General features: G+C 56.8%; 15 protein-coding genes. 8 read left to right on the top strand and 7 right to left on the bottom strand.

Features of this window, described 5'->3' with window-relative positions; all coding sequences use genetic code 11:
• The first annotated feature begins 19 nt into the window (after window positions 1–19).
• The 4 genes from FY156_18645 (at window position 20) to FY156_18630 (ending at window position 5293) form a co-directional block, all read left to right on the top strand.
• Entirely contained in the window at window positions 20–1615 is a 1596-nt protein-coding gene (locus tag FY156_18645; GenBank protein UXS03577.1) for an ABC transporter substrate-binding protein, read from the top strand.
• 280 nt (window positions 1616–1895) lie between these two features.
• Complete coding sequence (locus FY156_18640) at window positions 1896–2246, top strand: DUF3088 domain-containing protein (protein UXS03576.1); 351 nt, start codon at window positions 1896–1898, stop codon at window positions 2244–2246.
• Window positions 2247–2275: 29 nt separating this feature from the next.
• The gene (locus FY156_18635; GenBank protein ID UXS03575.1) at window positions 2276–3871 is read left to right on the top strand and encodes an ABC transporter substrate-binding protein; all 1596 of its coding nucleotides are present in this window, start codon (window positions 2276–2278) and stop codon (window positions 3869–3871) included.
• A 69-nt stretch (window positions 3872–3940) separates the two neighbouring features.
• A complete protein-coding gene (locus FY156_18630) occupies window positions 3941–5293 on the top strand; it encodes an LLM class flavin-dependent oxidoreductase (protein ID UXS03574.1) in 1353 nt (450 codons plus the stop codon).
• A 15-nt stretch (window positions 5294–5308) separates the two neighbouring features.
• Here the strand turns inward: FY156_18630 and FY156_18625 are convergent, their stop codons facing one another.
• The 7 genes from FY156_18625 to FY156_18595 are packed head-to-tail and all read right to left on the bottom strand — an operon-like array spanning window position 5309 to window position 12588.
• Complete coding sequence (locus tag FY156_18625; GenBank protein ID UXS03573.1) at window positions 5309–6283, bottom strand: LysR family transcriptional regulator; 975 nt, start codon at window positions 6281–6283, stop codon at window positions 5309–5311.
• Between the two features lie 21 nt (window positions 6284–6304).
• Window positions 6305–7546, bottom strand: a complete 1242-nt coding sequence (locus FY156_18620) for an acyl-CoA dehydrogenase family protein (protein ID UXS03572.1) — start codon at window positions 7544–7546, stop codon at window positions 6305–6307.
• A gap of 59 nt (window positions 7547–7605) precedes the next feature.
• Window positions 7606–8661, bottom strand: a complete 1056-nt coding sequence (locus FY156_18615) for an aldo/keto reductase (protein UXS03571.1) — start codon at window positions 8659–8661, stop codon at window positions 7606–7608.
• 19 nt (window positions 8662–8680) lie between these two features.
• On the bottom strand, window positions 8681–9616 hold the full coding sequence (locus tag FY156_18610) for an ATP-binding cassette domain-containing protein (GenBank protein ID UXS03570.1): 936 nt from the start codon (window positions 9614–9616) through the stop codon (window positions 8681–8683).
• Window positions 9594–10592, bottom strand: coding sequence for an ABC transporter ATP-binding protein (locus tag FY156_18605; GenBank protein UXS03569.1), 999 nt, complete (start codon window positions 10590–10592; stop codon window positions 9594–9596). The genes FY156_18610 and FY156_18605 overlap by 23 nt, the downstream gene beginning before the upstream one ends.
• A complete protein-coding gene (locus tag FY156_18600; GenBank protein UXS03568.1) occupies window positions 10589–11602 on the bottom strand; it encodes an ABC transporter permease in 1014 nt (337 codons plus the stop codon). Before FY156_18600 ends, FY156_18605 begins: the two co-directional genes overlap by 4 nt.
• The gene (locus FY156_18595) at window positions 11599–12588 is read right to left on the bottom strand and encodes an ABC transporter permease (GenBank protein UXS03567.1); all 990 of its coding nucleotides are present in this window, start codon (window positions 12586–12588) and stop codon (window positions 11599–11601) included. The genes FY156_18600 and FY156_18595 overlap by 4 nt, the downstream gene beginning before the upstream one ends.
• Before the next feature lie 264 nt (window positions 12589–12852).
• Here FY156_18595 and FY156_18590 point away from each other — a divergent pair, with 264 nt between their 5' ends.
• From FY156_18590 to FY156_18575, 4 genes are all read left to right on the top strand, one after another.
• Window positions 12853–14460, top strand: coding sequence for an ABC transporter substrate-binding protein (locus FY156_18590; protein ID UXS03566.1), 1608 nt, complete (start codon window positions 12853–12855; stop codon window positions 14458–14460).
• A 106-nt stretch (window positions 14461–14566) separates the two neighbouring features.
• The gene (locus FY156_18585; protein ID UXS03565.1) at window positions 14567–15598 is read left to right on the top strand and encodes an ABC transporter substrate-binding protein; all 1032 of its coding nucleotides are present in this window, start codon (window positions 14567–14569) and stop codon (window positions 15596–15598) included.
• Window positions 15595–16806, top strand: a complete 1212-nt coding sequence (locus FY156_18580) for an acyl-CoA/acyl-ACP dehydrogenase (GenBank protein ID UXS03564.1) — start codon at window positions 15595–15597, stop codon at window positions 16804–16806. Before FY156_18585 ends, FY156_18580 begins: the two co-directional genes overlap by 4 nt.
• A gap of 241 nt (window positions 16807–17047) precedes the next feature.
• Window positions 17048–17665, top strand: a complete 618-nt coding sequence (locus tag FY156_18575; protein UXS03563.1) for a serine hydrolase family protein — start codon at window positions 17048–17050, stop codon at window positions 17663–17665.
• Window positions 17666–17781 lie beyond the last annotated feature (116 nt).

Here is a 17781-nt window from a genome sequence, read left to right as displayed (position 1 = left end):
ACACAAAGAGGAAACAATCATGGATTTGACAAGACGAAAGACATTGCTTCTGACGGCGGCATTTGGTGGGGCCGCATTGCTCCCATCCGTTTCGTTTGCCGCCTCCAAGCAGCCGACAAAGGGCGGTCTTGTGACCTTTGCCGGTCTTGGTGAACCAACGACGCTGGTACCGCTCTCCGACAGCAATACGCGCACCAGAGCGATTTCTACAAAGATCCTGGAAGGTCTGGTGCGCTTTGACAGCGAGTTCAAACCGCATCCGGTCCTGGCCGAAAGCTGGGAAACCTCCGCCGACGGTCTGCGCCATACATTCCGTCTGCGTAAAGGCGTGAAATGGCATGACGGGAAGGATTTCACCTCCACGGATGTGAAGTTCTCCTTGCTTGCCTTCAAGAAGGTTGGCCCGCGCGGGCGCATCACATTCGCCAATATTGCCGATGTGGAAACACCTGATCCCCATATTGCGGTGGTCGTATTGTCAAAGCCCGCGCCTTATCTGTTGAGAGCACTGACTGGCGGTGAGACGCCGATCCTGCCAGCGCACGCATATCCGTCGGAAAACTTCAACGAAAGCCCGAATGGCAACGCCCCGATCGGTACCGGTCCCTTCGTCTTCGAGGAATGGAAACGTGGTAGCTATGTCAAGCTGAAGCGTAATCCCAACTATTGGGACGCAGGACTGCCGTATCTCGACGGGTTTGTCGCGCGCTTTTTTGCCGACGCGGCATCTGCGACGATTGCCGTCGAAACCGGTGAAGCGGATTACGCGGCGGATGTGTCATACGGCGATCTGGAGCGGTTGCGGCAAAACCCCAAACTCGCCGTCGAAGTTTATACCGATGCCTATCTGAACAATGCTGAGGTCTTCGAATTCAATCTCGAAAATCCGGTTCTGGCCAAGAAGGAGGTGCGCCACGCGTTGGCACACGCGATCGATCGCGATTTCATCAATGACGCAATCTTTTTTGGTACGGCAAAACCGGCAGGCTCGAACATCCCCAAGGTGTTCACTGCCTATAATGATGAGGCACCGTTCAACTATCCCTTCGACCTTGCAAAATCGAATGCGCTGCTCGATCAGGCTGGATTCCCAAAGGGGGCTGATGGCACGCGATTTACATTAAGGCTTGCGTTCCTGCCATCGGATGCCTTCCGCAAGACGGCCGATTACCTGCGTTCGTCTTTCGGCAAGATAGGAGTGAAGGTGGAGATCCTTGAAGGCGATCTCGCGACATTCATCAAGCGGGTCTATACGGAGCGCGGCTTCGACGTAAATGTAAACGGGATCAGCCGCCTGTTTGACCCGACGGCTGGGGTCCAGCGCCTATACTGGTCGGACGGGATCAAGAACCCGGCTCCCTACGTCAACGCAGCGCACTATAACAATCCCAAGGTCGATGACCTTTTCCGCGCGGCGGCCGTTGAAGTGGACGAGACAAAGCGCGCGGCGCAATTCAAGGAGATCCAAACGATCACCGGTGACGATTTGCCGAACTTCTCCATTGTCGCATTGCCGACGGTCATCTTGCGAAATGCCAGCCTGCAATCGCTTGTGACCACCATCGATATCGCCTACGGCGATCTGGCCAATGCCTGGAAACAGCCCCAGGGCTGAGGTCTTCGGCCTCTTTTCCACCAACCCGGCGTTTTCGCCGGGTTTTTTTATGTCTCAGTCCGGTTGCCGGCGGTTTTCGGCATTCGCGTCCCTTTGGAATTTCTGGCAATCGCATTGCTTGATGGAGAGCGGTACCGAAATAAATTCGCATCGGAAAATTCTTCTGAAGAAAGCCGTTTCCGGCTGATTGGTTCGCAAATTTATTCTTCTTTTCGAGGCAAGAATACGTTTCTGGACGCTCTCCTCACCTCCCGGCACTCTCACTCCATCGCAGTTAGCAATGATGGGTGGCATGGCCAAAGATACACTTTTTCTGATTTCTCCCGGTTTCGAAGATCCCAAACAACCAGGTGACCGGTTTGTCTGCCCGCACTGCAACCAGGTTGAAGGATTGCTCGCTTCGTTCCCTGAAATTGCTGCCTCGCTGGATATCCAGCGTGTTGATTTTCAAAGGCCGCGCGCTGCTGTCATTGCCGAGGTCGGGGAGGACAATCAATCGTTGCCACTCCTGATCTTGGGCGAAAATCCCCCGGATGATGCCGCCGCGTATGGAGACAGACGCTTCGTGCGGGACACCAAACGCATTCTCGATTTGCTGGCTGATCGCCACGGATTTCCGCGCCTCCATTGAAGGTCGGCCCCATTTTTTCGGAGACAAAGATGAACCTTTCCAGACGGCAGTTTCATAAGATTGCGCTTGCTGCCGGCGCTATCGTCTCACTTCCCGGCGGTGCTTTTGCAGCAGCGGAAGAGCCAGTTTCCGGCGGGACGCTGAAGATTGTTTATTTCCCCGAGCCGACGCAGCTTGTCGCGATCAACACCAGTGCGGGCGGTCCGCAATTTATTGGCTCGAAGATTTACGATGGGCTTCTGACCTACGACTACGACCTTTCTCCAAAGCCAAGTCTTGCGAAGGAGTGGTCGGTTTCTGCAGACGGACTGGAGTACGTCTTTCATTTGCAGCCTGGGGCAAAATTCCATGACGGAAAACCGCTAACCTCTGCAGACGTCGCGTTCTCTATCCTGCGCCTAAAGGAAGCACATCCCCGCGGCCGCGCAACCTTTTCACAGGTAGAAAGTGTCGATTCATCAGACCCGCTGGTTGCGCGTGTCAAGCTTGCGAAGCCTGCACCGGGGCTCATCACAGCGCTCGCATCATCGGAATCGCCGATTGTGCCGAAGCACATCTTCGAAACGTTCAAGCCGACAGATAATCCGAAGCCGGACCAAATCATAGGCAGTGGACCGTTCGTGTTGAAGGAGTGGGTGCCAGGCAGCCATATCCTGCTAGAACGGAATGCAGACTACTGGGATGCGCCACGTCCCTATCTGGAACGAGTTATCATCCGTCTGATCAACGATGCAGGTTCGCGTGCCGCAGCGCTCGAGACAGGAGAGGGCGATGTTGGCCCAAACCCTGTAGCGCTTGCTGACCTCGAGCGACTGAAATCAGTTCCAAACCTAAAGGTCGATGACCGCATTTATGCTTACGCGGGCCAACAGAACCAGCTCGTCATCAATCTCGAAAACGAGATATTGAAAAATCTCAAGGTGCGGCAGGCAATCGCACATGCGATCGATGTTCCCGCGCTCATCGATGTAGTGCTTTACGGATATGCTGTTCCGTCTCCAACGCCGATCAGTCCCGGTTTGCCGAAATTTCACAATCCCGATATCGGCTTTGCGAAGTTCGACACCGCGCTTTCCGAGAAACTCCTGGAGGAAGCGGGTTTCCCACGCAAGGAAAACGGCAAGCGTTTCAAGTTGCGTGTGACGACGAACCCATTCAACCCTCAGACCTATTCGGATTTCATAGCCCAGGCTCTCGCCAAGATCGGCATCGAAGCCGAAATCCAGAAGTTCGATTTCGGAACCTATGTGAAGGTGGTCTATACCGATCGGGCGTGGGACTTGTCGGTAGAGTCGCTTTCGAACACCTTCGATCCGACTGCCGGCGTGCAGCGTGTTTACTGGAGCAAGAACTTCAAGATCGGTCTGCCGTTCTCCAATGCCAGCCACTACGAGAACCCGGAGGTAGACCGCTTGTTGGAAGCTGCATCTGTGGAGCCTGATATCGAGAAGCGCGCGGCGTTTTTCAAGGAATTCCAGGCCATCGTTGCAAAGGATCTCCCGGTCATCAACCTCGTATCTCCTGTTCAGCCCGTGGTCGGAAACGTCAAGGTCAAGGACTACGCCGTTGGTGCTGAGGGCTTAAGCGGCAATCTCGCCAAAGCCTGGCTCGCAAAAGAAGCCTGATGACTGCGGCGCGTCGGATTGTCCGGACGCGCCACATTTTTTCGCAAACGGCAAAAGGATGAGGATCTCATGGCAAGATCGTCCGAAAAACTCGTACTCAACGCATTTGTTTATCCCGGCGGGCATCATGAGGCTGCATGGCGCCATCCGCAGTCCGAGCCGCATCGCGTCACCGATATCCGGCTTTATCAGGATATCGCAAGGCGCGCTGAAGCGGCAAAGCTCGATGCGATATTCTTCGCTGATGCGCCAGTTCTCGACGGGAATATCAGATACTCCGCAAAACACCGGCTGGAGCCAATCACTATGCTGGCGGCCCTTGCGGCTGTCACGGAAAAGATCGGTTTCATCGCAACCGCGTCCACGACCTATTATGAGCCCTACAACCTCGCGCGTCTGTTTGCATCCGTCGATCACATCAGTGGTGGCCGCGTCGGCTGGAACATCGTGACCACGTCAGTGGATGCTGCCGCCGCAAACTTCAATCTTGAAAAACACCCGTCACATGCGGATCGATATCGACAGGCGAGCGAGTTCGTTGATGTCGTAACCAAGCTTTGGGACAGTTGGGAAGACGACGCTATTGTTGCCGACAAAGAAAGCGGGCTTTTCGCCGATACCGATCGTATTCATCCCGCCAATCACGAAGGCGAGTTTTACCGTGTCCAGGGTGCACTGAATGTGTCGCGTTCGCCGCAGGGTCGGCCTGTCTATGTTCAGGCTGGCTCCTCCGACGACGGGCGCGGGTTTGCCGCCCAATATGCCGAAGCGATCTTCACCGCACATCAGACGATAGAAAGCGCAAAGGCATTCTATTCGGACATCAAGAAGAGGGTCGCAAGTGCTGGTCGCAATCCGGCCCATGTGAAGGTCCTGCCGGGGATCAGTCCTTTTATCGCCGGTACGGAGACAGATGCGAAAAAGCTGGAAGCCGAGTTCAACGATCTCATCCAGCCCGCTTTTTCGCTGACACAACTGACCAGGATCACAGGTATCGATCTTGGTGATGCCGATCTCGACAAGCCGCTTCCAAGCGAGGCTGTGGAGGCGACGAGAGCCCGTGCAGACAGTAGCCGGCATCAACTGGTGCTTGATGTGATCGATCGTGAAAACCCGACCATTCGGCAACTGCTCCACCGGCTTGCTGGCGGTCGCGGCCACAAGGTCATCGCAGGAACCCCAGAACAGGTCGCCGACTGGATCGAGACCTGGTTCCGGGAAGGAGCTGCCGATGGCTTCAATATCATGCCGCCGTGGCTCACGGGCGGATTTGATATATTCATTGATGAGGTTGTGCCACTTCTGAGAAAGCGTGGACTGTTTCGCGCCGACTATTCCGGTGACACGCTTCGCGACCATTATGGTCTGCCACGGCCGCAGAACATCCACACCATCAATGAAACAAGCAGAATTCGCGCCTGAAGTGGGACGGGCGCGTCAGGCGGCGGTGGCAAAAGAGGGGACATCCTCGCGCAGCATTGCGATGAGTGAGGTTATTTCTGGCTGCCGCCGCCTCTCATGGCTTGCGATGAGATGATAACGATTGACCGTAGGCTGTGGCGTGCCGAATGGAGAAACCAGACGGCCCGTCGTCAGGTCTCCGGCCACAAGAGAATGTCGTACAAGCGCGATGCCATGGCCAGCAGCGGCTGCTTCAATGAGAACCTGCGGATGGGTAAAGCGTGGGCCCGTCGTGGGTATGCGGGAATGGATGCCGTTGGCGCGCAACCAATGTGGCCATTCAAATACAGGATCGGGGTCGGCGCCGTGCAGTATCGGAATAGAATTGCGCTTTAGTCTTTCGGGCTCACCGGCTAGCTGGTGGCGCGAAGCGAAATCCGCAGCACAGATCGCAATGACCGCATCATCGAAAAGCGGCTCATAGGTGAAGCCCGGGATACGTTCATCGCTTGCGACGATGGCACAGTCGACATCATCAAGTTGCTGCAGGCCAAGCGGCCCGTTCACGGTTGTTTCGACCGAGAGCTCAACATCGCCCAGAGCTTGGCTGATGTTGCCAAGCCGAGGTGCAAGCCAGCGTGCTGCCAAGGACGGACAGACCAGCATACGAAGCCTTGGTCTGGAGCCCGAACGCAATAGATCGGAAATGCTGTCGATCATTGTGTCGAAAGCGTTTGCGAGGCCAGGATAAAGAGCGGCCCCTGCATCTGTCAGCCTGAGTTCTCCACGCTGGCGGTTGAACAGGGGCTGGCCGAGGTGGCCTTCGAGGATGCGGACCTGTTGTCCAATTGCGGTCGTCGATACATGCAGCTCATCGGCGGCGCGCGCGAAGCTCGCATGTCTGGCGGCGACGACAAAGGCTCGCAAAGCTGTCAGCGGCGGCAATCGAGAAAGGGTTGGCAGCCGCAGAGCTGCGACTGTGTTGGAGGAGGAGGCGAGTTCTGTTGGCATGGGCTTTACTCTTCGCCGGCGTCAGAAAACCCGGCCTTCCCTAAGATGCGTTGTGGTGCCGTTCAGAAAGTAATCTCCAACCACGCGCGCCTTGTGCAGCAGCGGATTGTGATTGTAGACGGTGCGGATATTACGCCAGTGCCGGTCGAAGTTCCGTTCCGCCGAGGTTGCCGAGCCGCCGCCAAGTTCAAAGAGGCTTGTCGCTACGTTCAGGGAAATCTGGGAGGCAATGATCTGCGTGCGCGCCGTTGCAAGTGAGCCTTCCAGCAATGCGGCTTCGAATGCCTCTTCGTCGCCTGCGGCAAACGCGGCAGCTGTCTTGTCGAGTGTTCGTGCAGCTTCCCGAATGAGTGTTTTGACGGCAAAAGCGCCAGCACTCAGTTCACCGACAGTTTTTTGAACGAACGGGTCCTGGCTGGCAATCTCGGCTGAGCTGTGAAGGGTAGTGCGAGCCTGGTTGAGAACGTAATCAATGCCATCATTGACCGCGCCTTGAACAGCACCGGTTGCCGATGCGGCCAGATGAAGCTGACGCAGGGCAGATGAGTGACGCCCGACCTGGCTGGAAAGCCGCCGTGTCGTAAGTTCGTGCGGGAGTACCTCCACATTATCGAGGCGAACGCCACCACTTGCAGTCATCCTCTGGCCCATGCTGTCCCAGTCGTCCAGGATTGTGATGCCCTCGCGGTCGAGGGGTATCAAGACACCAATCGGATTGCCCTGTTCGTCGACAGCACTAAAAGTGCCGAAGTCTGCAAACGCTGTGCCGGTCGCGTACCACTTCCTGCCATTCAGCCTGTAGCGATCGCCATCGGTACTCAGTTGTGTGGTGATTTCCCCCGGTCGTTTGGTGCCCTGTTCCGTGCTGGCGCCTGCGAAAAGCTTGCCTGCCAGAACGTTTTCGAGGTGCCGGCGATCTTCAAGTTCGACGGGCGTGAGGGCGAGATGTTCAGTAAAGTTGAAATGGCTGCGCAGCGCATGGGGGATATTGCTGTCCGCCTCCCCGAGGATCATCAGTACTTCAATGTAGTCGGAGATTGATCCGCCAGGTCCGCCTTTGGCTTCCGGAATACGCAGGGTTCCGAGTTTGGCGTCCTTGATCAGCTTGAAAACATCGAACGGCAGAATCCGCTCCCGTTCACGCAACGCAGCATTCTTGGCCGCGTAATCTGCGATTTCCTTCGCCCTCTCCAGTATTTCGTCGCGGCTCGGCACCTCGGAGGGGGAAGCAGTGCCGGTCGTCGCTATATTGGTCTTGGACATCGCGCTATTCCTTGAAAATTGGAAAAGCCTGCGGCACGTTTCCTGCCGCAGGCCTGTTGTCACGCGACGGCGCGAGGCTTTACAGCCGGGCGTGTCGCGGGTGCCAGATTGCGCGGAACGCGACCTTCGACCGGGTGACTTGGATCGTTAAAGCCGGGTGTCGAGGGGTGACCAGTCGTGACCAGGCTGTCGACCAGTGCCTCATCGTCGGCATCGATCGTGACGTCGAGGGCGCGAACGTAGTTGTCCCAATGTTCCTCGGTGCGGGGGCCCGTGATGGCGGCGGTGACGAACTTGTTGTTCAGCACCCATGCAAGCGCGAAGTCCGCCGCGGAGACGCCCTTGGCGGCGGCATGCGCTGCAACCTTCTGGGCGATTTCAACAGATTCTGGACGCCATTCCGTTTCCAGGACGCGCTTGTCGCCACGGCCAACACGTGTGTCGGCGCCAGGCTCCTGACCAGGCTGGTATTTGCCAGTCAGAACGCCACGCGCCAGTGGCGAGTAGGAAACGACGCCGAGACGATAATGATGGGCGGCCGGCAGTTGCTCGGCTTCCGCCGTGCGGTTGACGATGTTGTAAAGCGGCTGGCTGGCGACAGGGCGATCGATGCCAAGCTGATCTGCGATGTGCGATATTTCCGCGATACGCCAGCCACGGAAATTCGAAACACCGAAGTAACGCAACTTGCCGGCGCGGATCAGGTCGGCGATGGCACGAACCGGCTCTTCCAGTGGAGCATCGAATACGGCGCGGTGGAAATAGAGGATATCGATGTAGTCGGTATTGAGACGCCGCAGGGAGTTTTCGACTGTTTCGATGACCCATTTACGCGAATGGCCGCCAAGGTTCGGGCCCTTGGTGTGCGAGTTGACGAATTTCGTCGCCAGCACCCAATGATCGCGATGTGCCTTGATGCCACGGCCCACAACTTCCTCGGACTTTCCGTCGTGATAGACATCCGCCGTGTCGATGAAGTTGATGCCTTGTTCACGGGCTTTGTCGATGATCCGGAATGCAGTCTCGTCCGGTGTCGGGCCACCAAACATCATGGTGCCTAAGCTCAGCGGCGAAACTTTCAGCGCGCTGCGCCCGAGATAACGATAGTCGACCATTGGTAAGTACTCCTTGAGGTTATTGTGCGTGATGGCAAGCCACAGCGTGGTTCTTGCCGAAGAACTGGTATTCGGGTGCCTTCTCGCGACAGAGGTCGCTCGCCAATGGACACCGGGTGTGAAACCGACAGCCTGATGGCGGGTTGTGAGGACTTGGAAGATCACCAGAAATCGGTGCGGCCTGTTTGCGACGTGAAGGATCTGGGACGGCAGCCAGCAAGGCACGGGTGTAGGGGTGGCGAGGTGCAGCCCACAATTCCGCAGTCGGTGCGCTTTCAACAATTTTTCCAAGGTACATGACGAGCACACGATCAGAAAAATAACGGACCACGGACAGGTCGTGCGAGACGAAGAGGTAGGACAGCGACAGCCGGTTCTTCATCTCTACCAGAAGGTTGAGAATTTGGGCCTGGATCGATAGATCGAGCGCGGAAACCGGTTCGTCACAGACGACCAGTTCCGGTTCTAGGATCAGGGCACGGGCGATGCCGATGCGCTGACGCTGACCGCCGGAAAATTCGTGCGGATAGCGGTCGAGGGAATCCTCGGGCAAACCGACCTGCGCGACGATTGCCTCGACAATTTCCTGTTGTTGCTTCCTGTCGCCGATGCCATGCACTTTCAGTGGGCCAGTAAGGATCGTGCGGACTGTCTGGCGAGGGTTGAGAGAGGCGAATGGGTCCTGAAAGATCATTTGTATGCGCCGGCGGATGCCACGCAGTTCCGTCGATGACATCGCCGTTACGTCGGCGCCATTGAACACGACCTGTCCCGAGGACGGTTCAACAAGGCGCATCAGAGATTTGCCGAGCGAAGACTTGCCGCAGCCGGATTCTCCCACCAGCGCAACGGTTTCACCGGCCTCTATCTCCAGGGAGACGTCATCGACGGCGCGAACCGTTCCGCGCCCTCCAGCATATTCGGTGGACAGTTTATGCACTGACAAAAGCGCCATCGGAGACCTCCCCTGAAATTTCGGACACAAACGGGCAGGCGGCATAACGCCCTTCGGAAATAGAGCGGAGCGGGGGAACAAACTGCCCGCAGAAACCGCGGGCGTCCGGACAGCGCGGACGGAAGGCGCAGCCTCGTTCACCCGTTGCGGAGACGATGGACCCCGGGATTTCGATCAGTGGGCCATCTCGGTAGTGTTGTCCGTCCTCTGCTCTTGGCGAGGCGGCAAGCAATCCACGCGTATAGGGATGGTAGGGATGGGAGAACACGGGCTCCGGTAAGCCCTCTTCCACCTTTCGTCCCGCATACATTACCATAACCCGATCAGCCCATTGTGCGACGATGCCGAGGTCGTGTGTGATAAGCACGACCGCCATGTTGAGATCGCGTCGAAGATTGTCGAGGAGCTGGAGGATTTGTGCCTGTATCGTGACATCGAGCGCTGTTGTTGCTTCATCGGCGATCAGCAGTTTCGGGTTGCAGGCGACGCCGATGGCGATCATCACACGCTGGCGCATGCCCCCTGAAAGCTGATGAGGGTAGTCGTCGACACGGCGTCGAGCTTCCGGAATGTTGACGAGTTCCAGGAGTTCGATGGCCCGTTTGCGCGCCTCGTGCTTATTAATGCGCTCGTGAATGCGCAGGACCTCAATGATCTGTTCGCCAACCGTCAGCACAGGGTTGAGCGAGGTCATCGGTTCCTGAAAGATCATGCCGATGTCTCGGCCGCGAATAGACCGCCAGCGGCGCTCGGAAAGAGGTAAAAGATCCTTACCTTCCAGTAAAATGCGGCCACCGATCTTTGCGTTCGATGGCAACAGTCCAATCAGAGAGAGGGCCGTCAGGGACTTACCTGAACCGCTTTCGCCAACGATTGCCAACATCTCACCGGAGTGCACCTTGAAGCTCACACCTTTTACGGGCTGTGCCGTGCCAAAGCCAACGGACAGATCCTGGACTTCCACCAAAGGGGTCAACTGCGTTCCTCCGAAAAGCGGGGATTGAGTGCGTCGTTCAGCCCGTCACTGATGAGGTTCAGCGATATGACGGTGAAGACGATGGCAAGGCCCGGCAGTGCGGTGAGATACCAGGCGGTTCTGATCACGTCGCGTCCGGATCCGATCATCGAACCCCAGGAGACACGGTTGGGGTCGCCGAGACCCATAAAGGACAGTGCTGCTTCCATCAGGATCGCACCGGCGACCATGACAGATGACGTCACGATGATGGGAGGCAGGGCGTTGGGCAGGATTTCGGTGAAGACAATGCGCGCGTGTCCGTATCCCAGGCTGCGGGCCGCCAGGACGTAATCTTTTTCGCGGATTGCGCGGAATTCGGCGCGCGTCAGCCGGGCGACCAAGGGCCAGGTAATGATACCGATTGCGGAGGTCACCGTTGTGACGGATGGCTGGGCAATGGCGACGAGTACAACGAGCAGTACGAAATTTGGCAACGTCTGGAAGATTTCGATCAGCTTAACGAGGACGTCATCAATGACACCGCCGAAGTACCCGGCAAAGGCGCCGACCGAAATGCCGATCGTGAGCCCGATCAGCGTGGCAACGACGCCGACGGTCAAAGAGATGCGCGCACCATGTACAATCCCGGCCAGCACATCGCGGCCCATGGAATCCGTGCCAAGCGGAAAGGCTCCGTTCTGACCGGGCCACAGGAACGGACGCGCTACCATCTCCAGGGGATCGCCGGGATAGACAAGCGGGGCGAGAAGTGCGGTGACGATTACGGTGGCAAGGAAGAGCAACCCGACAATCGCATTCGGGTTTTTCAGAAAGACCTTGATTTCACGACGCAATCCTCTGCGCGGTACCGATGCGGTCCTGGCCGACAGGGCGTCAGGGGCATGAAGGTAAGGCCAGGTTTTGTCGTCCTTGGGGGGCAAGGCGTTTTGGGTGTCGAGTGTGCCGGCCTTTGCCTGAGCGGTGATCTCGGGAGCGTGCAGGAGTGCGGTGGTGTTCGTGGAACTCATCGGCTTTCTCCAATGCGAGGGTCTAGCCATGCCTGCAGGAGGTCTACGGCTGCATTAACGACGATGACGACCAGAGAGGACAGGAGCAGGATGCCAAGCAGGACACTGAAGTCGCGGGCCATGACGGCTTCGAACGCCAGTCGACCGAGGCCTGGCCAACTGAAGACTGTCTCGACGACGACGGCGCCGCCAAGCAGGCCGCCAATATGCATGCCGGCCATCGTGGTGATTGGAATGAGTGCATTGCGCAGGATATGGCGAATTGTCAGCCGCCAGGGCGAAACACCCTTCGCGCGTGCCGTGCGGACGTAATCCTGTGATTTGACCTCCAGCATCGCGGCGCGGGTCAGCCGCGCATAGATCGCCAGAAAATATAAGGCGAGCGACAAAGCCGGTAGGACGATATAGCGGGCTCTGTCGACGACCGCGTCGAAGCCCGTGAGACTGCTACCAATCGTGCTGTCCCCACCCGACGGAAGCCAGCCGAGCTTCACGGAAAATGTCAGGATCAGCATTAACCCGATCCAGAACCCCGGTACAGAATAGAAGATCAGTGATCCAATCGAGATAATCCGGTCTGGCAGCTTGCCGGAGAAAAGCGCCATGATCGCACCAAGGAATACGCCTGCGACAATGGCGATTCCGAGTGCTGCGCCCATCAGCGCAAGGGTCCCGGGTAGTCTCTGACCGATGAGATCTGCAACAGGCATGCCGTAGCGCGGAGAATAACCGAGGCTGAACTGCGCCAGATTGCCCAGATAGTTCATCAGCTGATGAAGAACAGGCAGATCCAGTCCGAAGCGGGAGCGGATTTCGGCCATGGTCTCGACCGTCGCCGAACCAGCTTCAGCAGCGAGGACATCGGCTGCGTCGCCCGGTGCAAGTTGCAGCAGAGAGAAGTTCAGAATGACAATTCCAAGGACTGTCGGAACCGCCTGAATGGCGACACGACGTGCCTGAGAGAAAATCCGTTTCGAATTTGACATCGGCTCCCATCCGTAACCGTCCAAGTCGCTCATGCTCCATCAGGAGTGCGTCATTAGTTGACTAATTTTATGGAATTTGTCAAAGAGTAATGGAATTATTTTCCGTAAATTACAGAAAATAACCCGCATAAGAAAAGATAATTTCTACAAAATGGGAGCTGTAGCGTTTTTTGGCGCGAGGGCTCCCAATGACGAAAGAAACTTCTCTCAATGCGCCAGCGTTTGGTTTGCCGGTTTTTACCGCTCAAAAGGAGAGAATATCACATGACTGATTTCAATCGCACGACGAGACGGAGTTTCCTTCTGGCGTCGGTCGCGCTCGGCGCGGCATCAATGTCGGGTTTGAAGGTGGGTGCCGCTGAGCCGGCACGCGGCGGCACTGCGACGTTGCTGATATCATCCGAGCCACCTGTTCTGACAACGATCGCCCACACCGCCTACAACTCCGTCTATGTATCGCCGAAGGTCACCGAGGGGCTCTTGACCTACGACTTCGACCTCAACCCCCAACCACTTCTTGCGAAGTCCTGGGCGATCAGTGACGATGGCCTGCGATACACCTTCAATCTGAGGTCTGGTGTAAAGTGGCATGATGGCAAGCCGTTTACCGCTGCCGATGTCGCGTTCTCAATCCGGACCCTCAAGGAGGTCCATCCGCGCGGGCGCAACACGTTCCTGAATTTGACGGATGTGGAAACTCCGGACGAGCTGACGGCAGTCTTGGTTCTATCGAAGCCCGCACCCTACCTGATCACCGCGCTCGCCGCTGCGGAATCGCCGATCGTGCCCAAGCATCTCTATGAAGGAACGAAGGTGACCGAAAACCCGGTCAATCTGGCACCAATCGGCACGGGAGCGTTTAAATTCAAGGCGTGGGTGCGTGGCAGCCATGTCGTTTATGAGCGCAATCCAGACTATTGGGATGCGCCACGCCCCTATCTGGATCAGCTTATCGTTCGTTTCATTCCCGATGCGGCCGCCCGAGCCATTGCGATCGAAACTGGCGAGATCGATCTCGCGCCAAGCACACCGGTGGCCTACAGCGACCTTGATCGCCTGAAGGAATTGCCGGACCTGGCCTTTGAGACCAATGGTTATCAGTACTCAAATTCCATCAGCCGCGTTGAATTCAATCTCGAAAAAGAGGTGTTCAAGGACGTGCGCGTCCGTCGCGCGTTTGCCCATGTGATTGATCGCAACGTCATCTTCAATACTGTCAATTACGGATACGGATCGCCGATCACCGGGCCCATCAACCCAAAGCTGACGCGATGGTTTGTCGACGATCTGAAAACCTATCCGATCGATCTCAAGACTGCGGAAGCGCTGCTGGATGATGCAGGCTACAAACGAGACGCGAACGGCATTCGCTTCAAGCTCAATCTGGATTACGTTCCGAGTACCGAGGCTTATCCGCGCGGAGCGGATTATATCCGTCAGGCTTTGGCGAAGGTCGGCATTGATGTCACGGTGCGTACCCAGGACTTCGCGACCTATACGAAACGCATCTACACCGATCGCGATTTCGATTTTGCCTATGAGGGCATGAGCAATTTGTTCGATCCGACGGTTGGTGTTCAGCGTCTTTATTGGTCAAAGAACTTCAAGAAAGGCGTGCCTTTTTCCAATGGTGCGGCCTACAGCAACCCGAAGGTTGATTCCCTGCTGGAAGCGGCGGCGGTCGAAATTGATCCGGTCAAACGCGTTGCCCAGTGGAAAGAGATCCAGCAGATCCTGATCGAGGATGTCCCTGCGATCGATATCGTCGCGGCCCCTGAGATTACCATCTTCAACAAACGGATATCGGGCCACACGGTCGGGGCCGAAGGGGTCTCAGGAAGCCTTGCCTTTGCGCACATCGTTGCGTCCTGAGCTCAACAGCAATATCGCCCGCCCGGTAACGGCGGGCCTTCAGTAAATGGTCTATTCGCGGACATTAGACACTGTCGATGTTCCGCCTGTCATGAAGGGTCAAGCGATGAGCACTCCACTATCTGAAATCTGGTATACGCGCTGCCCGGTTCCGACCCCGGTCGGTCTGGCCGTCCAGCTTGGTTATCTCGAAAAGGCCTTTGGCGATGTCGGTATTGCCCTGAAATCGATCATCGATTCGCCGGATCGTTCCATCAGGCAAAGCCATTTCAACCACACGCTGGAATGGTCATTCAGGCACGGTGGCAACGTTCCGCCCATCCGCGCCCGATCGGAAGGACGCGATACACGTCTTGTCGGCATTACATGGACGGACGAGTTTCAGGCAATCATTACGCTGCCGCAAACAGGTATTCGAACGGTTGCTGATCTAGCAGGGCGCCGCGTTGGCGTACCGCGCAGGCCGGAGGGCATTGTCGATTTCATGCGCGCAACGGCGCTGAAGGGCATCGTCTCGGCCTTGTCTCTTGGAGGTTTGCGGATCGGCGATGTTGAGCTCATCGATATCGTCCAGGACCATTCCGTGTTGGAAACGCAGGAGGGACCTTCGCTGTTCGGTCTGAAGCGCCGACAATCGTTTGGAGAGGAGATCGCTGCACTCTTGCGCGGCGAGGTCGATGCGATCTTTGTCAAAGGGACCGCCGGTGTTTCTGTCGCAAATCTGATTGGCGCAGTCCAGGTGATTGAGTTCGGGTTTCATTCCGACCCGAACATCCGTATCAATTCGGGTTCGCCGAGGGTTCTGACAGTTGATGCTCGCCTGGCCGATGAACGTCCGGACCTTGTCGAGCGCCTGGTTGACGCAATCCGCAAGGCGTCTGTCTGGGCAGAAGAGCACCCGGAAGAGACAAGACGCTTCATAGCGCGCGAAGCCGGTGCCACTGAAGAACAGGTTCTGGCTGCCAATGGCCCCGATGTTCATCGCCATCTTGGCCTTGGCCTCGACAAGGAACTCGTAACGGCCATTAGCCACTACAAGGATTTCCTGCACGAATGGGGTTTCCTTGAGGACAACTTCGACATTCACACCTGGATCGATGACCGTTTTGTTCTGGCGAATGAAAGGGCAGTTGCATGACGGCCCTGATTTCCGCTGTGGCGCCGTCACAAAGGCCCACTTTAGACCCGATCGATATTGCCAGATCGCTTGCTGAGGGCTTCGGTAAGACCGCAGCCGCTCACGACAGGACAGGGGAATTTCCTGCAGAGAATTTTATCGAGCTTTTCAGGTCAGGCCTTCTCAGCCTGATCCAGTCTAAGGAAACCGGGGGGTGGGGCGAAGGGATCGAGACAGCCCAGGCTGTCATCGCAGCGATTGCTGAAGGTGACCCCTCTACCGCCCTTGTTCTTGCGATGCATTATAGTGTTCACGGCAGCATCCGCCGCGGCAAGTGGCCTGATGTTCTTGCTGCCAAAGTCTTGACGGCAAATCTTTCCGGACCGGCTTTGCTCAATAATGCACAGGCCGAGCCAGGCATTGGTTCTCCAGCCCACGGTGGATTGCCAGAGACGGTCGCGCGCATCGACGGAGACGCTTGGGTCGTCAACGGTCGCAAGAGTTTCGTAACCGGGCTACCCGGTCTGAAATGGGCGATCGTTCTGGCGACGACGGTTGAGGAGACACCGCGACTGATCCAGTTGCTGGTTCCTCTGGACCTCGATGGTATCGGCCGTGAGAAGGCCTGGGACGCGACGGGCATGTTTGCGACCGCGAGTGATGACTTGCTTTTAAATGACGTCCGCGTGCCTCTGGAAAACGTCGTTGCCGAGCAGCCGGCGAGTGAGCCTCTTCGTCGGGATGAGGTCGACGGGTATAACTTTTTTGTCCTGCTGGCGGCTGTCTACCATGGCGTGGCCGTCTCAGCCCGCAATGATCTGATAAAGCATCTGACCGGCCATGTGCCGGCGAGCCTCGGCGCACCACTTTCATCAATCCCTAGAATTCAGGAAGCGCTCGGGCAAATCGAGGTGTTGATTGCCGCGAACAGACGCCTCCTGGTCTCCGTCGGCCGCGACATTGATGACAAGAAAAATGTCGGAACCGATGCACTGGCCGTACGCCATGTGGTCATCGAGAATGCGGTAACGATCACCGATCTTGCACTAGAGCTTGGCGGCAATCGCGGTTTGCGCCGGGACTATCATCTGGAGCGCCATCACCGGGATGCGATCACTGCAAGAGCACATGCGCCGCAGAGCCATATGATCCGTACGATCATTGGTCGCGAACTGATCAGGAAAAGCGCGGCCGAAAACCCCGCTGAAGTGCGTCATACAGTTCGCTAACATGATTGGAGCTTGCAGGCGCCTTCAGGCGCCTTGCAAGCGTCTCGCCGACTTGGAGATATCACACTTAGTTTGCCGGTTTCGCTCATCGCGGAAATCTGAAGCGATGCTTTTTTCATGCTTTTGAAAATGAATGGATGCTTTTTTCCCGATCTCTCGGGCGCATGAAAATGTAATAGTCGACTAAAATAGTGGAATTCATCATCTTGGCTGTGGGACGCAAGCAATCCACGGAGCAAACATGTGTACCACCTTGATCGTGCCTGGCCTCAATGGTTCGGATGAAGGACATTGGCAGCGGCACTGGCTGCTGGATCATTCGGACGCGAGCCTGGTCGATCAGGACAATTGGCAGTGCCCGGTCCTAGAGGACTGGTTGGTGAGGCTGGAGGATGCGATCGCGGCTAGTGACGGCGCCTACATCGTTGCTCATAGCCTTGGTTGCCTGTTGGTCGCCAATATGGCTGCGCGTCCCCTTGCTGCCAAGATAAAGGCTGCGTTGTTAGTCGCACCCGCCCACCTTCAAAAGGTCGAGGCGCTCCATCCATGCATCGTGCGGTTTGGTGAGTTCCCGACCGATCCGCTCCCGTTTCCGAGCCTTGTTGTCGGTAGCATGTCTGACCCCTACATGGAGCCGGAAGAGCTGGCATCAACGAGCGCGGCCTGGGGCAGCGATCTCCTTAATCTTGGCGATGTCGGGCATATCAACATTGCCAGCGGCTTCGGACGCTGGTCGCAGGGTTACGGATTGCTCGACAGATTGAAGAGCGTTTCTGTCGAAAACATTCCAGCTATCGGGCGCGACCGCCACACATTATCGCCCGCATATCGCGCCTATATCGAGGCTCTGCCACGATAAAAATACTGAGCCAACGGTTTAAACCGCTGGAGGGTGTTTGATGCCGGTGTGATGCACAACCTATGGGGGTTTTTGTGGGAGTAAATTGCCATAGGGTATTCATATTCACCTTTTGA

The organism is Agrobacterium tumefaciens (genome assembly GCA_025559845.1).
Lineage (GTDB): Bacteria > Pseudomonadota > Alphaproteobacteria > Rhizobiales > Rhizobiaceae > Agrobacterium.
The sequence above is the reverse complement of the archived record's forward strand: the minus strand, read 5'-3'. Positions and strand labels throughout refer to the sequence as shown.